Origin of the sequence: Paenibacillus sp. FSL R7-0340, from assembly GCF_038002205.1 — a bacterium.
GTDB classification, from domain to species: Bacteria; Bacillota; Bacilli; order Paenibacillales; family Paenibacillaceae; genus Paenibacillus; species Paenibacillus polymyxa_B.
Map to the genome: position 1 here is coordinate 465,001 of NZ_JBBOBY010000002.1, position 15,618 is coordinate 480,618.

12 protein-coding genes, 2 rRNA genes and 1 riboswitch are annotated in these 15,618 nt (G+C 48.2%); of the genes, 12 read left to right on the forward strand and 2 right to left on the reverse strand.

Going from position 1 to position 15,618, the window contains the following annotated elements; all coding sequences use genetic code 11:
* The first annotated feature begins 291 nt into the window (after positions 1 to 291).
* The 5 genes from MKX59_RS24970 (at position 292) to MKX59_RS24990 (ending at position 7,186) form a co-directional block, all read left to right on the forward strand.
* Positions 292 to 3,217: ribosomal RNA gene (locus MKX59_RS24970) — 23S ribosomal RNA — on the forward strand.
* A 144-nt stretch (positions 3,218 to 3,361) separates the two neighbouring features.
* Positions 3,362 to 3,478 (forward strand): 5S ribosomal RNA (gene rrf / locus MKX59_RS24975).
* A 214-nt stretch (positions 3,479 to 3,692) separates the two neighbouring features.
* Positions 3,693 to 4,685, forward strand: coding sequence for a ketoacyl-ACP synthase III (locus MKX59_RS24980; protein ID WP_076295802.1), 993 nt, complete (start codon positions 3,693 to 3,695; stop codon positions 4,683 to 4,685).
* A 129-nt stretch (positions 4,686 to 4,814) separates the two neighbouring features.
* Positions 4,815 to 6,950, forward strand: a complete 2,136-nt coding sequence (locus tag MKX59_RS24985; RefSeq protein WP_340859255.1) for a DNA topoisomerase III — start codon at positions 4,815 to 4,817, stop codon at positions 6,948 to 6,950.
* A gap of 98 nt (positions 6,951 to 7,048) precedes the next feature.
* Positions 7,049 to 7,186: a hypothetical protein gene (locus tag MKX59_RS24990; RefSeq protein WP_023987042.1), complete on the forward strand. Its 138-nt coding sequence runs from the start codon at positions 7,049 to 7,051 to the stop codon at positions 7,184 to 7,186.
* 183 nt (positions 7,187 to 7,369) lie between these two features.
* Here the strand turns inward: MKX59_RS24990 and MKX59_RS24995 are convergent, their stop codons facing one another.
* Complete coding sequence (locus MKX59_RS24995) at positions 7,370 to 8,530, reverse strand: type II asparaginase (protein WP_340859259.1); 1,161 nt, start codon at positions 8,528 to 8,530, stop codon at positions 7,370 to 7,372.
* A gap of 351 nt (positions 8,531 to 8,881) precedes the next feature.
* Entirely contained in the window at positions 8,882 to 9,010 is a 129-nt protein-coding gene (locus MKX59_RS25000) for a DUF4023 family protein (RefSeq protein WP_023987044.1), read from the reverse strand.
* A gap of 192 nt (positions 9,011 to 9,202) precedes the next feature.
* Here MKX59_RS25000 and MKX59_RS25005 point away from each other — a divergent pair, with 192 nt between their 5' ends.
* The 7 genes from MKX59_RS25005 to purS all read left to right on the forward strand — a co-directional run bounded on the left by MKX59_RS25005 (position 9,203) and on the right by purS (position 15,614).
* Entirely contained in the window at positions 9,203 to 9,466 is a 264-nt protein-coding gene (locus tag MKX59_RS25005) for a DUF1294 domain-containing protein (protein WP_025719814.1), read from the forward strand.
* 147 nt (positions 9,467 to 9,613) lie between these two features.
* Positions 9,614 to 10,048 carry a universal stress protein gene (locus tag MKX59_RS25010; protein WP_023987046.1) on the forward strand — a complete coding sequence of 145 codons (435 nt, stop codon included), beginning with the start codon at positions 9,614 to 9,616 and terminating at the stop codon, positions 10,046 to 10,048.
* Between the two features lie 350 nt (positions 10,049 to 10,398).
* Positions 10,399 to 10,500: riboswitch (purine riboswitch) on the forward strand.
* A gap of 148 nt (positions 10,501 to 10,648) precedes the next feature.
* Positions 10,649 to 11,134 carry a 5-(carboxyamino)imidazole ribonucleotide mutase gene (gene purE, locus MKX59_RS25015; protein WP_160789755.1) on the forward strand — a complete coding sequence of 162 codons (486 nt, stop codon included), beginning with the start codon at positions 10,649 to 10,651 and terminating at the stop codon, positions 11,132 to 11,134.
* Entirely contained in the window at positions 11,131 to 12,306 is a 1,176-nt protein-coding gene (gene purK, locus MKX59_RS25020) for a 5-(carboxyamino)imidazole ribonucleotide synthase (RefSeq protein ID WP_340859264.1), read from the forward strand. The genes purE and purK overlap by 4 nt, the downstream gene beginning before the upstream one ends.
* 2 nt (positions 12,307 to 12,308) lie before the next feature.
* Positions 12,309 to 13,607, forward strand: a complete 1,299-nt coding sequence (gene purB / locus MKX59_RS25025; RefSeq protein ID WP_316243314.1) for an adenylosuccinate lyase — start codon at positions 12,309 to 12,311, stop codon at positions 13,605 to 13,607.
* An 821-nt stretch (positions 13,608 to 14,428) separates the two neighbouring features.
* Positions 14,429 to 15,310: a phosphoribosylaminoimidazolesuccinocarboxamide synthase gene (locus tag MKX59_RS25030; protein ID WP_025719826.1), complete on the forward strand. Its 882-nt coding sequence runs from the start codon at positions 14,429 to 14,431 to the stop codon at positions 15,308 to 15,310.
* Between the two features lie 58 nt (positions 15,311 to 15,368).
* Positions 15,369 to 15,614 carry a phosphoribosylformylglycinamidine synthase subunit PurS gene (gene purS, locus MKX59_RS25035; RefSeq protein ID WP_013308797.1) on the forward strand — a complete coding sequence of 82 codons (246 nt, stop codon included), beginning with the start codon at positions 15,369 to 15,371 and terminating at the stop codon, positions 15,612 to 15,614.
* Positions 15,615 to 15,618: the final 4 nt, after the last annotated feature.

The window sequence follows — 15,618 nt, forward strand, 5'->3', positions numbered from 1 at the left end:
AATATCCTTAACTTACTCACTCGTTGCTCAGTTTTGAGAGCTCAAACTCTCAAGCTTCGACGAATGTTTCATTCACACATCCGTGTGGAACCGAAATATTCATCGGGTTTCGCTTCGAAGAAGCGAATTGCACCTTGAAAACTGGATACCGAAACGAAATTGCGTTTTAGAATATTCCTTTAAGCTGATCTTGTGTAAACAAGTGAAATAAAGGTAGCTGCCTTGAGTTTCATTCACACGTAGGTGTTGAACCGAAATTCAAAGCGAATCGTATTTACCATGTAAATACTAGGTTAAGCTACAAAGAGCACACGGAGGATGCCTAGGCGCCAGGAGCCGACGAAGGACGTGGCGAACAACGATAAAGCCTCGGGGAGCTGTAAGCAAGCTTTGATCCGGGGATGTCCGAATGGGGAAACCCGGCTGTCTTCATCGACAGTCACTTTCTGCTGAATACATAGGCAGAATAGAGGCAGACCAGGGGAACTGAAACATCTAAGTACCCTGAGGAAGAGAAAACAATAGTGATTCCGTCAGTAGCGGCGAGCGAACGCGGATTAGCCCAAACCAAGGAGCTTGCTCCTTGGGGTTGTGGGACGTCTCACATGGAGTTACAAAGGAACCGGTTAGATGAAGAGGTCTGGAAAGGCCCGCCAGAGAAGGTAAAAGCCCTGTAGTTCAAAACTTGTTCTCTCCGAGACGGATCCCGAGTAGTGCGGGGCACGTGAAACCCCGTATGAATCCGGCAGGACCATCTGCCAAGGCTAAATACTCCCTGGCGACCGATAGTGAAGCAGTACCGTGAGGGAAAGGTGAAAAGCACCCCGGAAGGGGAGTGAAATAGATCCTGAAACCGTGTGCTTACAAGAAGTCAGAGCCCGATCTATGGGTGATGGCGTGCCTTTTGTAGAATGAACCGGCGAGTTACGTTCCCGTGCAAGGTTAAGGTGAAGAGCTGAAGCCGCAGCGAAAGCGAGTCTGAATAGGGCGACTTGAGTACGTGGACGTAGACCCGAAACCGGGTGATCTACCCCTGTCCAGGGTGAAGGTGCGGTAACACGCACTGGAGGCCCGAACCCACGCATGTTGAAAAATGCGGGGATGAGGTGGGGGTAGCGGAGAAATTCCAATCGAACCCGGAGATAGCTGGTTCTCCCCGAAATAGCTTTAGGGCTAGCCTCGGAAAAAAGAATCGTGGAGGTAGAGCACTGATTGGGTGCGGGGCCCGCAAGGGTTACCAAGCTCAGTCAAACTCCGAATGCCATAGATTTAGTTCCGGGAGTCAGACAGTGAGTGCTAAGATCCATTGTCGAAAGGGAAACAGCCCAGACCATCAGCTAAGGTCCCCAAGTGTGTGTTAAGTGGGAAAGGATGTGGAGTTGCACAGACAACCAGGATGTTGGCTTAGAAGCAGCCACCATTGAAAGAGTGCGTAATAGCTCACTGGTCGAGTGACTCTGCGCCGAAAATGTAACGGGGCTAAACACACCACCGAAGCTATGGCTTGATGCTTGCATCAGGGGTAGGGGAGCGTTGAATGCGGGTTGAAGGTGTACCGTAAGGAGCGCTGGACTGCATTCAAGTGAGAATGCCGGTATGAGTAACGAAAAGATCTGTGAGAATCAGATCCGCCGAAAGCCTAAGGGTTCCTGAGGAAGGTTCGTCCGCTCAGGGTAAGTCGGGACCTAAGGCGAGGCCGATAGGCGTAGTCGAAGGACAACAGGTCGAAATTCCTGTACCACCGTAATCCGTTATGAGCGATGGGGTGACGCAGTAGGGTAGTGACGCGGACTGATGGATGTCCGTCTAAGCAGTGAGGCTGGTGTGTAGGCAAATCCGCACATCGTAAGGCTGGGCTGTGATGGGGAGCGAAAATTATAGTAGCGAAGGTCATGATCTCAGACTGCCAAGAAAAGCCTCTAGCCAGGAGAAGGTGCCCGTACCGCAAACCGACACAGGTAGGCGAGAAGAGAATTCTAAGGCGCGCGGAAGAACTCTCGTTAAGGAACTCGGCAAAATGACCCCGTAACTTCGGGAGAAGGGGTGCCTCGGTAGGGTGAATAGCCCGAGGGGGCCGCAGTGAAAAGGCCCAAGCGACTGTTTAGCAAAAACACAGGTCTGTGCGAAGCCGCAAGGCGAAGTATACGGGCTGACGCCTGCCCGGTGCTGGAAGGTTAAGGGGAGTGGTAAGCCTTCGGGCGAAGCTATGAACCGAAGCCCCAGTAAACGGCGGCCGTAACTATAACGGTCCTAAGGTAGCGAAATTCCTTGTCAGGTAAATTCTGACCCGCACGAATGGCGTAACGACTTGGGCGCTGTCTCAACGAGAGATCCGGTGAAATTTTAATACCTGTGAAGATGCAGGTTACCCGCGACAAGACGGAAAGACCCCATGGAGCTTTACTGCAGCTTGATATTGAATTTGGGTACGATCTGTACAGGATAGGTGGGAGCCGTTGAACTTTGAGCGCCAGCTTGAAGGGAGGCATCCTTGGGATACCACCCTGATCGTATCTAGGTTCTAACTTGGTACCGTGATCCGGTGCGAGGACAGTGTCAGGTGGGCAGTTTGACTGGGGCGGTCGCCTCCTAAAGAGTAACGGAGGCGCCCCAAGGTTCCCTCAGAATGGTTGGAAATCATTCGAAGAGTGCAAAGGCAGAAGGGAGCTTGACTGCGAGACCTACAAGTCGAGCAGGGACGAAAGTCGGGCTTAGTGATCCGGTGGTACCGCATGGAAGGGCCATCGCTCAACGGATAAAAGCTACCCTGGGGATAACAGGCTTATCTCCCCCAAGAGTCCACATCGACGGGGAGGTTTGGCACCTCGATGTCGGCTCATCGCATCCTGGGGCTGAAGTAGGTCCCAAGGGTTGGGCTGTTCGCCCATTAAAGCGGTACGCGAGCTGGGTTCAGAACGTCGTGAGACAGTTCGGTCCCTATCTGTCGTGGGCGTAGGAAATTTGAGAGGAGCTGTCCTTAGTACGAGAGGACCGGGATGGACGTACCGCTGGTGTACCAGTTGTTCCGCCAGGAGCACCGCTGGGTAGCTATGTACGGAAGGGATAAGCGCTGAAAGCATCTAAGCGTGAAGCCCCCCTCAAGATGAGATTTCCCAGTATGTAAGACCCCTTGAAGACGACGAGGTAGATAGGTTGGGGGTGGAAGTGCAGTAATGCATGGAGCTGACCAATACTAATCGGTCGAGGGCTTATCCTAAATAAAACGCAAATGAGTTTCGGATCCAGTTTTCAGGGTGTAATTTTTGTATTGTATAAGCTCAAGTAGCTTATATGAAACAAGCGAACACACAGCATTTGGCGATGCTGATTCCTGTTAAAGAATTTACGATGTAAATTCATGTTTGGTGGCGATAGCGGAGGGGTTCCACACGTACCCATCCCGAACACGACCGTTAAGCCCTCCAGCGCCAATGGTACTTGGACCGCAGGGTCCTGGGAGAGTAGGACGTCGCCAAGCAACAAACAAAAGAGACCATGATCTTCAGAAGATCATGGTCTCTTTTTTGCGTTAAAAGGCAGAGGGATTTTATTTAAAGTGAGTTTGTTATAAGTTCAACTGGATAAGTGGATATTAACTAGTAAATAAGAAGACGTTTTTAAAATAATTTAGTACCAGGTATTAGTATCTGGTGTTATAATGTGAATAAGGATTACAAAGGAGAGTGATCAAATTGTTGAATTCAAAAGCAAAGCTTACGGCCTTTGGCACTTATGTGCCTGAACGTATTTTGACAAACGCCGATTTGGAGAAGCTTGTGGACACTAGTGACGAGTGGATTGTACAAAGAACGGGTATGCGTGAAAGACGAATTGCGGCTGAAGATCAATATGTATCTGATTTATGTATACAAGCTATTACACGTATGATTAACCTATACGACGTAAATATAAACGATGTTGAGATGATCATTGTAGCGACTAGTACACCTGATTACTACTTTCCAAGCACGGCTTCACGTATTCAGGCTCATTTTGATATTCCGAATACGGGGTCAATGGATATTAGTGCAGCATGTGCAGGTTTTTCCTATGGACTTCATTTGGCAAATGGCCTTATTACGAGTGGTCTGCATCGTAAGGTGCTAGTAGTGGGAGCCGAAACGTTATCCAAAATTACAGATTATACGGATCGGACGACGTGTATACTTTTTGGAGACGGTGCAGGAGTTGCACTTGTTGAATATGACGAGGATGAAGGATCATTTTTAACTTCTGATATAGGTACTTATGGGCATGGGGGAGCACATCTTTACCGTGTGGGATTATCTGATCATTTGGATGGAGAGAAGCTGCAAGACCATGGATTTATTGCTCAAAATGGACGTGAGGTTTATAAATGGGCTGTTCGCTCTGTTCCAACGGGAATCGAACGATTATTGGATAAGGCAAATATGAAGAAGGAGGATCTTGACTGGTTTGTCCCTCATAGCGCTAATTTGAGAATGATCGAGTCCATATGTGAAAGAAGTACAGTACCTTTGGAAAAAACGCTGACCAGCGTAGAGTTGTATGGTAATACATCGGCGGCATCCATCCCGTTGGCTTTGCAGTGTGGTTTGGATGATGGACGTTTACGGTATGGACAACATGTGTTGTTATATGGATTTGGGGGAGGTCTCACCTATGCGGGTCTGCTATTAAAATGGAGTGTGCCTGATTTGTAAGTTATCCTAACCGATGTAGAAGCAATAGCAATAGTATGTACGATCATGTTAATAAGAGCCGTTGGCATTAGAATTTATCGTAAGATGGCAGGATGGTATAATTAACACTATGAGAGAAAGGAGCGTAACATGAAGGTATTGGTATTGGCAGAAAAACCGTCCGTGGCCAGAGAGATTGCACGTGTGATGGGTAGCCGCGAGAAGCATAAAAGTTATATAGAAGGACCCCAGTACGTGGTGACGTGGGCACTGGGACATTTGGTCGGCTTAGCAGAGCCGGAGGATTACGATTCTAAGTATGCGACCTGGAATTTGGAGGACCTGCCTATTCTTCCGAAGAGTTCAAAGTTAAAGGTGCTGCGCGAAAGTAACCATCAGTTCAAAGCTGTTCAGCAGCTCATGAAGCGGCAGGACATTGGAGAGCTTATCGTGGCAACAGATGCTGCTCGTGAAGGAGAATTGTTGGCACGCTGGATCATCCAAATGGCAAACTGGAAAAAGCCCTTCCGGCGCTTATGGATCTCCTCGCAGACGGACAAGGCGATTAAGGCAGGTTTCGCAAAGTTATTGCCTGGTCAGCAGTTTGATCGTTTATATGAATCGGCTCGCTGTAGAGCTGAGGCAGACTGGATGATTGGTCTCAATGTAACTCGCGCGTTGACTTGTCGTTATAACGCCCAACTTTCGGCTGGAAGAGTGCAGACGCCAACGCTGGGGATGATTATGGAGCGTGAGAAAGAAATTACTGAATTCCGTTCTCAGGAATATGATACTTTGACGGCGGATTTCGGCGATTTTCAGGCAACTTGGCGGGCAGAGAGCGGGGATTCACGCATGTTTGACCGCACTCAAGCAGAGGCTTTGCGCCGCAGGCTTGAGGGGGCCAAAGGCACAGTTGCGAGTGTTAAAAAGAGCGAAAAGAACGAGCCTCACCCGCTAGCGTATGATTTAACGGAGCTGCAAAGAGATGCTAATCAGCGCTATGGCTTTTCGGCTAAACAGACGTCTAATCTGCTTCAGCGTCTGTATGAGCAGCATAAGCTAGTGACGTATCCACGTACAGACAGCCGTTATCTGACATCCGATATGGTGGACACACTTAAGGAAAGGCTCAGTAGTGTAGCAGTAGGTCCGTATGCTTCCTTGGCACGTCCGCTATTGCGTAACAACCTACCAATCACAAAGCGAATTGTGGATGACAGTAAAGTCACGGATCATCATGCGATTATTCCTACTGAGCAGACATTATTGCTTAATCAATTGAGCCCAGAGGAACGTAAACTGTATGATCTGATTGCACGACGTTTTATCAGTCTATTCTATCCACCTGCACGTTATGATGCTGTAGCCGTATCAGTAACGGTGGAGCAGGAGACGTTTCAGGTAAAAGGCACAACGGTAAAAGATAGCGGATGGCGTGCTGTATATGACGCGAACCATTATGATTTGGATGATGAAGAAGCAGAGGATCGGGAAAACAATGGACAAGGCGTTATTTTACCTGAGCTGCAAAAAGGAGATTCAGTCCGGTTACAACGTTGTCTTGTACGAGCTGGGCGAACGATGCCGCCGAAGCGGTATACAGAAGCAGCCCTGCTCGCTCAGATGGAAAAGCATGGACTGGGTACTCCTGCTACCCGTGCCGATCTGATTGAGAAGCTTGTCAGCTCGGATACGATTGAGCGTCAGGGGAACGTGATGCATCCCACAGGGAAAGGTAAGCAACTGATTGAACTGGCGGCTCCACAGCTTAGAACGCCCGAACTGACGGCACGTTGGGAAGCGGAGCTGGAACGGATTGCTCGTGGTCAAGGACAACCGGAACCGTTTTTGAATTCTATTCGTGCTATGGCGAAAGAGTTGGTTTCCACTGTAAAAAATAGCAGTGCGGAGTACAAGCCCCACAACGTGACGAATAGTCATTGTCCTGATTGTGGTACAAAGCTGTTGGAGAAGAAGGGGAAGAAAGGAAAGTTCCTTGTATGTCCAAGTGCGGATTGCGGTTACCGTCGTTCAGGGGAAAAACGTTTGTCCAATCGACGTTGTCCGCAGTGTCATAAGAAAATGGAAATGAAAGAGGGCAAGGCAGGGCTATATGTAAGATGCCTGCCCTGCGGCATTACTGAGACGTTGGATAATGACAAGCAGCGGGTAAACAAACGGGAACAGCAAAAGCTAGTAAGACAATTTGAAAAGCAGGAATCTTTCGGCTCCAGTTTGGGTGATTTGCTAAAAGCAGCGATGGAACAAAAGCAGGGCAAATAACGGATGACCAAAAGTGCTGTAGTCAACATAATCAGCAGGTATACGTCGGTATAAAAACGATCACTCCTTGGCATGGTAATCCGAGGAGGTGAGTATTTATGCCCAAGCATAAGTCGCTTAAAATCAATAATCAGCAAAATAAATCAAGTATTCTGGAGGAAGAAATCGCTCCTCATCCAGAGAAGCAAGCGAAATATCCTCCAAGCTTGAATGGGATTCCCAAACAGCAGTCTTGATGCTACATGGGAGGAACAACGAATTACTGTTTAAGACCAAGAGGATTGGATATCAGATGAAATAGTTACTAATGCTAGAATTGTCTCGCAAAAAAAGAAGCAGCAGTTACGGTGGTTAACCGTAATCGCTGCTTCTTTTTCATAATAAAGATGATCTATTTATTTGATTTGGGATGACTGCTTTTAGTATTCATTAAAAAAGGATTGAATTTGGTTAACATCGTGAGTTTGGGTCAAAGCAAGCATGAGCAAAATCCGTGCTTTTTGCGGATTAAGCGAATCGGTCGACACAAAGTTCGATGCCGCGTCTTTTGTTGACGGGGACACAACTCCACTTCCCACGCGGCTGGAGCGGGCAATGATCACTCCTTTTTTACCTGCGGCCTCTGCGCCCTCTGAGGAGGTCTTGGACAAGGAACCATTACCGGAACCAGCTACGACAATACCCTTGGCACCAGCTGCTACGGCTGCATCATACAGATAGCGACCATTGTTTTGATACTCGTATAAAATATCTACTTGCGGCAGTTGAGTCAGGTTAGAGATGTCGAATACAGAAGAAGTCGTATGCTTGTGCGTGGATTTGTTGTAGTAGTACACTTGATCACCCACAACAGCTCCAAGGTATCCCTGCTCCACAGACTTGAACGTATCGACTGCTGTTGTGTTTGTTTTAGTAATATATCTTGCTGCACCGATACGGTCGTTCAGCAGGACGAGTACACCCTGACCTTTAGAGGCCGAAGCCCCGGCGACTTTCACTGCATTATACAGGTTGAAGGGACCATCGGCACTGATGGCAGTAGCTGGACGCATAGAGCCAACGACAACTACTGGCTTATCGCTTTTGATAACAAGATTGAGGAAATAAGCGGTTTCTTCTAATGTATCTGTGCCATGTGTAATGACAATGCCGTCTACATCGTCTCTGGCAAGCAGTTCATTGGTACGTTTGGCAAGTTTTAAGAGGATCTCATTATTAACGTCGGGGCTACCTACATTAACAACTTGCTCACCACTGACATTTGCAATACTTTTCATCTCAGGAACGGCATTGATCAGAGTTTCCACACCTAACGCTCCTGCTTTGTAGCCGGTCGTATCAGTATTGACGGAAGATGATCCTGCAATGGTCCCTCCCGTGGCAAGTATTTTAATATTGGGTAAATGATTGGTTTGAGGATTTTCGGATTGGTCCGACGTTGTAGTGGCAGAAGTAGGTGCAGTTGTGCTGGTTGTAGCTGCTGCCGCAGCATTGGCGGTAAATCCACCACTCCACAAGGTACTACCGAGAATAAAGCTAGCCAACAGGGGAATCATCGTCATTTTTTTCATGTTAGTCATATAAAGCTCCTCTCCAATCTTAAACCTCAAATATTAATGATAGATTAACTGACAAAAATTTTGTCGAATTACGTTAATATCACGAATTATAGGGTGTAAAATTGTTTTTAGTCAACACTTATGTTAGGAAATATGACTTTAGAACTTATTTATTATAAATGTAATCGATTTCAAAAAAAATATTTGCAAAACAAAACAACAAGCAGATATCTCATAATGAGTCTGCTTGCTGTTATTGTGGAAGCTAAACAACGGAGTTTACCTTGTACTCAATTCACATAAAAGGCTGCAAGGTTAAGTTGATATTTTACGTTAATTATGTGGTTCCACAGCTTAACACAGATTCCTTGATCAAGGATTGTTGGTATGCTGTTTTGTCGGCAAGCTGGCGCTGGGAGTTCCTTTTCCTCGTTTACGGTTGCGTTCTGCCTTTTTTGCATTTTCTCGCAGCTTTTCAACGTATTCATGGGTGCTTTCCATCGCAGTTCCTCCTTTAAGACGAAATAGATGCACTCGGGGATCGCCCTTATGCCACCTTACTATTTCCGCAAAAGCACTATCCAAGTCAGGGGAAGCGTTGTTTCTGTAAAAGGGGTGGGGTTATAATGAGGGGGGAGCGCTATATAAGGCCTAATCCTGAACTTGGTACGGTGTGCAAAAGGAGGAGAGACATTGCAGACAGGCTTGTTGGTATGGCTGCTGTTTATCAATGCAGTAGGCTATCTGGTAATGTCGGAAGATAAAAAGAGAGCACGTAAACATCGCGATCGTGTACCTGAACGGACGTTGTTTTTCCTGGCCCTGATCGGGGGAGCATTAGGCGTTCTAATTGCCATGTACCGTAAACGCCATAAAACACGGCATATGAGCTTCAGACTAGGTATTCCTGCGTTGCTATTCATGAACGCATTGCTGTATGGGTATTTTTTACGGTAAAGGGGAGGAGTTTAGGTTCTCATAGGGAAGTTTAATGATGAGTGAGAAGACTACTCCAGCCATCCAGTGATGACATGGCATGAACAACAACAGGAATACATATTTATGCTTTGAATCAACAAACTGAATGAGGAAGAGGTGCGTATTATGCTATTTTCAAAAATATTGCTTGCTTATGACGGTTCGGATGCATCCAACAAGGCTTTGTTGAAGGCGACTGAATTGGTCAAGGCATCACCGTCCTCGCAGCTTGAGGTGGTAACAGCATTTGATTTTCCACGGATTTTTATGGGCGAGGGTTTGGCTCCTATTCCAGCTTCGGTGAATAAAGAATATTATGATTTGGCCGAACAAACTACGGATGAAGTTAAAAAGCGGCTTGCTGAGCAAGGCGTAGATGCCAAGGTGGAGCTCATTCAAGGTTCGCCAGCCGAAGTCATTTTGGATTATGCCAATGAGAATGACTTCGATGTGATTGTGATTGGTAGCCGCGGTTTAGGTGGTATCCGTGAATTCGTATTGGGTAGCGTAAGCCACAATGTGGTGCAGCATGCGCGTATTCCTGTGCTGGTCGTAAAATAACTGAATAAAAAAGTAAAAGTCGGTTTACTGCCTGTATAGGGAGTGCCGACTTTTATTTTTGTCAGTGGAATGCAGTGCGCCCGCCGTTATCAGGATAGGTGAGAGATAGCTAAATGTAATACAATAGTCCTGACCTATGGGTATATAAGGGTGTTGATTTTGTTAAACACGAACATTCTATTGTATGATTATTCTAATGTTCGTTTTCAAGTTGACATAAGGTGTAGGGAATTGTTAAACTAGGAAGTGTATTGTCGATAAAAAATGAACTTAAGGTGCAATTTAATAAGGTACACATGTTTGAGCCGAAACTGACCACGATCATACTTGTAAAGAATATCGTTGGGTATGGAATAGGCACAATGCTAACTCGTATAATGCCGGGGATATGGCCCGGAAGTTTCTACCTGGAAACCTTAAATTTCCGGACTACGGGAGACATACGGCTGAAGCCGCATTGGATGCGGTGGAAGAGGCTTGCTTTTGGCATGCCTTTAAGAGGCTCTGTCGTTTGTTTTTTCGTAGTCCGGTGTCTTGAAAATAACGTTATTTTCGAGTGCCGGATTTTTGGCGCTTATTGATAAACAGGGAGTGAAGGACATGTCAGTGCAGGTCGCTGTCATTATGGGCAGCACATCAGACTGGGACACCATGCAGCATGCATGTGCTGTGCTGGACGAGCTTGAAATCGGATATGAGAAAAAAGTAGTTTCAGCCCATCGTACACCGGATTTAATGTTTCGTTTTGCAGAAGAGGCCGCCGGGCGTGGACTAAAGGTCATTATTGCTGGAGCGGGTGGGGCTGCGCATCTGCCAGGGATGGTGGCTGCGAAGACATCCTTGCCGGTCATTGGTGTGCCTGTTCAGTCGAAGGCTCTGAACGGTCTGGACTCCCTGCTCTCCATTGTGCAGATGCCGGGTGGTATTCCGGTTGCCACTGTGGCAATCGGTAAGGCAGGTGCTACGAATGCAGGGCTGCTGGCAACACAAATATTAGGCGCTTTTGACGAAAAGATAAGCCAGCGGGTTTTGGCGAGACGCGACCGTATCCGTGATGAGGTGCTGGAAGGCAGTGACTCGCTATGAATGGGGCATGTGAACCCACAGGCCGTATCAGACCTCCTGGTACAACGATTGGACTTTTGGGAGGCGGGCAATTAGGAAGAATGCTTGTACTGGCGGGAACCAGTCTAGGATATCGCTTTGTGACACTGGACCCTACACCGGATAGCCCATGTGGACAGGTGTCAGAACAAATCCGCGCTGCCTATGATGATGAGCATGCAGCCAGAGAGCTGGCTGCGCGGTGCGATGTGATCACGTATGAGTTTGAAAATGTGGACGCGGGTGTGGCTGCACTTTTGGAACAGGAATCCAGCGTTCCGCAAGGCAGCAGTCTTTTGTACACAACCCAGCATCGTCTGAGAGAGAAGCGTTCTATTGAAGCTGCTGGTGTCCCTGTCGCTCCGTATCGTGAAATCAGTAGTCCTGCGGATATGGTTCAAGCGGTAGCTGAACTGGGTGTACCGTGTGTGCTCAAGACAGCAGTCGGTGGTTATGATGGCAAGGGACAAGTGGTCATTCGCCAACCGGAGGAAGCCACGGCTGCCTACGAACAACTGGCAGGAGGCGGTGCAGAACTGGTATTGGAACAGTTCATCCGTTTTCGCTGCGAAATCTCGGTGATTGTAGCTCGCAGCACGAACGGTGAAGCCAAAGCCTTTCCACCTGCCGAAAACATTCACGTGAACAATATTTTGCACACGTCGATTGTGCCTGCGCGTGTGCCAGAACCTGTCCAGGAGGAAGCGCGAAAGTTAGCGCTGGCTGTGGCAGAGTCGCTGGGTGCGGTGGGACTGCTCGCTGTGGAGATGTTTGTCACCGAAGATGGACAATTGTACGTTAATGAGTTGGCACCACGACCGCATAACTCCGGCCATTACACGATGGAGGGATGCGCGACGTCGCAATTCGAGCAGCACATACGTGCGATTTGCGGTTTACCCTTGGGCAGCACGAAGCTGCTGACTTCCGTCGTGATGGTCAATGTGTTAGGTGAGCATTTGGAGGGCGTGGTTCGGCGGTTTGCGCAATCGGATGTTGAAGCTGAAAGATTGGATGTTGTACCCAAGCTGCATTTGTATGGAAAAAGTGAAGCCAAGCCAGGCCGAAAGATGGGACATATTAATCTATTGTGCCAGGATGCGGAACAAGCGCTGGAATGGATTGAACAAACCAATATTTGGGGGAATAAATAGTCATGATCGAACGCTATAGCAGACCGGAAATGAGAGCGATTTGGACGGAAGAAAATAAATTTAAAGCGTGGCTGGAAGTAGAGTTGTGTGCCTGTGAAGCTTGGGCGGAATTAGGAGTTATTCCCAAAGAGGATACTGTGGCTCTGCGTAAGAATGCAAGTTTTGATATTGAACGGATCTATGAAATTGAGCAGGAGACAAGACATGATGTCATTGCTTTTACCCGCACGGTGTCCGAAAGTCTTGGAGACGAGCGCAAATGGGTACATTATGGTTTGACTTCCACAGACGTAGTTGATACGGCACTGGGCTACCTGTTAAAGCAGGCGAATGAAATCCTGGAGCGCGATATCTTGAATTTTATTGAAATTTTGAAGGAAAAGGCATTGGCTTACAAGCATACACCGATGATGGGGCGAACACACGGAGTACATGCTGAGCCAACAACGTTTGGACTGAAGATGGGATTGTGGTACGAGGAAATGAAGCGCAATCTGGAACGTTTTCGTTTTGCGGCTGACCAAGTACAATACGGTAAAATGTCCGGTGCAGTGGGAACATATGCCAACATTGACCCGGCTGTAGAAGAATTTGTATGCCGCAAGCTGGGCACCAAGCCTGCACCGATTTCTACACAGACGCTACAGCGCGACCGTCATGCCGAATACATGGCAACATTGGCGTTGATCGCCACATCATTGGACAAATTTGCTACAGAAGTCCGTGCTCTGCAAAAGAGTGAGTTCCGCGAGGTGGAAGAAGCCTTTGCCAAGGGTCAAAAAGGATCTTCCGCGATGCCGCATAAACGCAATCCGATCGGAAGTGAAAACATCTCCGGTCTGGCACGCGTGATTCGTGGGCATATGGTATCGGCGTATGAGAACGTAACCCTGTGGCATGAACGCGACATTTCGCATTCTTCCGTAGAACGCATCATTCTGCCGGATGCAACGATGCTGTTGAACTACATGCTGAACCGTTTTGGTAATATCGTAAAAAATCTGACGGTCTTCTCTGAAAATATGAAGCGCAATATGGCCCGTACGTACGGCGTACCGTTCTCCGGTCGTATTATGACCAAGCTGATCGACAAAGGCTTTAGTCGTGAAAAAGCTTACGATACTGTGCAGCCGCGTGCTATGCAGGCGTGGGAAGAGCAACGCCAATTCCGCGAAATCGTCGAGACGACCCCGGAAATTACTGCCGTGCTCAGCGCAGACGAAATCGAGGACGCGTTCAACCCAGCCTGGCATCTGAAGAACGTGGATACGATCTTCAAAAAGCTGGGATTAGGGGAGTAGGAGGGAAGGTTGGTTGGCGCTTGGGAGGGTATAAAGAGCGTGGTGAGGCCGCTGCGCGAACGGATCATTCTTCCGATTGCTGTTGCCACTGGATTCCTGTGATTGTATAAGACCAGATATTGGTTGGAATCTAGAGGCAAAGGCAAGCGCTACGCTTCTCCAGAACGATTCCGTCCGCTCCGCTGCTTCCAGCACCAACCTTCATGAGGGAGCAGAACTAGGGGTGGTGCGGCACATAAGATGCCGCACCACCCCGAAGAACGATAGAAAAGCGTGTTCCACTGCTTTTCTATCGCAGGCAACGTTCTCGTGAGGGCTGCCGAATTTGCGTAGCAAACAGCCCGCGGTCCTCACGAGCACGCGCAGGCTCAAGAAGCGAAGCCTTGAGCCACCGTATCCGTGCGCATGCGTAGCATATGCGCACAACAGGCGAAGCCCAATGCTCGCTGCACGGCATGCCGAGCTACGGCCACGGGCAGAATGGTTTGGCGGTATGTAGACGCTGAACCACGATCGAGCTGTAAGCGGCATAAAACTTGTCGCTTAGAGTCGGAAGCGTTAATACATTGTTAATACGTAAAAACGTCGATCTGTACTAACGTAAAAGCGTTGCTGGATGAGGGCTTGTGCCAACAAGCCTTCATCCAGCGGAACGCGCTCACTCCACCGTAGCTCCAGTAACCCGCCATCCCCTGCTCACTAGCCAACCCTTGCGGGAGTCCCGAGGGTAGCAGCCCTGTGGGTCCTCCCTGAGGGGAGGATTTAGGAGGGGCAAGGTTGATTTAGGAGGGGTAATACTCTTTTGAAAGAGGTGTAATGAAATGTCATTGTCTACTGCCGAAGGTCTGATCCATGCGCCGCTCTTGTACAAAGGCAAGGTGCGTGAACTGTATGATCTCGGAGAGCATTTTCTGATTGTCGTGACGGACCGAATTTCGGCTTTTGATTATGTGTTAGAGCCGCCCGTGCCCGAAAAGGGGAACGTGCTGAATAAGCTCAGCGCTTTCTGGTTTGAGCAGACGAAAGACTTGTTGGAAAACCATGTCGTGCACACCGATGTGAACAAGCTCGGGCATGTGATCGACGAACAGAATAAAGAGTTGCTGAAGGACCGTATCATGGTCACGCTGAAGGCTGAACGCATCGACATTGAGTGTGTGGTGCGCGGATATATTACCGGAGGCGGCTGGCGTCAGTATGAGCAGAACGGTGAGGTGAACGGCATTCCATTGCCAGAGGGACTGCGTAAAAATGAGCGCTTTCCCAAGCCTTTATTTACACCGGCTGCAAAAAATGATGTTGGACACGACGAGGACATTTCTCTCCATCAGATGAAAGAGCTGGTCGGGGTTGAATTGACAGGCGAGCTTGAAGAAAAAAGCCTGGCGTTGTACGAATTTGCACGTGCTTTCTGTGAGAAGCGGGGGATTATTTTAGCCGATTGCAAGTTTGAGTTTGGTCTTGTTAACGGTAAGGTGATTTTGATTGACGAAATTTTCACTCCAGATTCATCCCGTTTTTGGGCTCAGGAAAAGTATGAGCTGGATGTTGAGATTGACAGCATGGACAAGGAGCCGGTACGAAGCTATTTGGCATCATCCGGTTGGGACAAGAATAGCAAGCCCGATCCGTTGCCTGCTGAGGTCGTAGAAGAAACAACTGCAAGATATACGGATATTTGGCGGCGTCTGACGGCACAGTAAATAGTAATCATAATTCAACCAAAAGGATTCACTCATTCGGAGGAGGAACTGAAGGAACATGATGAAAGCAACAGTCTATGTCACGATTAAGCAAAGCGTTTTGGACCCGCAGGGGGTTGCGGTGCAAGGCGCACTGCATTCTATGGGTTTCGGAGAAGTGGACAGCGTCAGAATTGGTAAGTATATGGAATTGAATCTGGATACAACAGACCGCGAGAGTGCTGAAAAGCGCATCATTGAGATGTGCGAAAAGCTGTTGGCCAACACGGTCATTGAAGACTACCGCTACGAACTGGAGGGCTGATTCC

Coding starts and splice junctions, on each gene's coding strand:
- MKX59_RS24985 (WP_340859255.1), top strand. CDS start 4,815: ATGAAGGTATTGGTATTGGCAGAAAAACCGTCCGTGGCCAGAGAGATT.
- MKX59_RS24990 (WP_023987042.1), top strand. CDS start 7,049: ATGCCCAAGCATAAGTCGCTTAAAATCAATAATCAGCAAAATAAATCA.
- MKX59_RS24995 (WP_340859259.1), bottom strand. CDS start 8,530: ATGACTAACATGAAAAAAATGACGATGATTCCCCTGTTGGCTAGCTTT.
- MKX59_RS25000 (WP_023987044.1), bottom strand. CDS start 9,010: ATGGAAAGCACCCATGAATACGTTGAAAAGCTGCGAGAAAATGCAAAA.
- MKX59_RS25010 (WP_023987046.1), top strand. CDS start 9,614: ATGCTATTTTCAAAAATATTGCTTGCTTATGACGGTTCGGATGCATCC.
- purE (WP_160789755.1), top strand. CDS start 10,649: ATGTCAGTGCAGGTCGCTGTCATTATGGGCAGCACATCAGACTGGGAC.
- purK (WP_340859264.1), top strand. CDS start 11,131: ATGAATGGGGCATGTGAACCCACAGGCCGTATCAGACCTCCTGGTACA.
- purB (WP_316243314.1), top strand. CDS start 12,309: ATGATCGAACGCTATAGCAGACCGGAAATGAGAGCGATTTGGACGGAA.
- MKX59_RS25030 (WP_025719826.1), top strand. CDS start 14,429: ATGTCATTGTCTACTGCCGAAGGTCTGATCCATGCGCCGCTCTTGTAC.
- purS (WP_013308797.1), top strand. CDS start 15,369: ATGATGAAAGCAACAGTCTATGTCACGATTAAGCAAAGCGTTTTGGAC.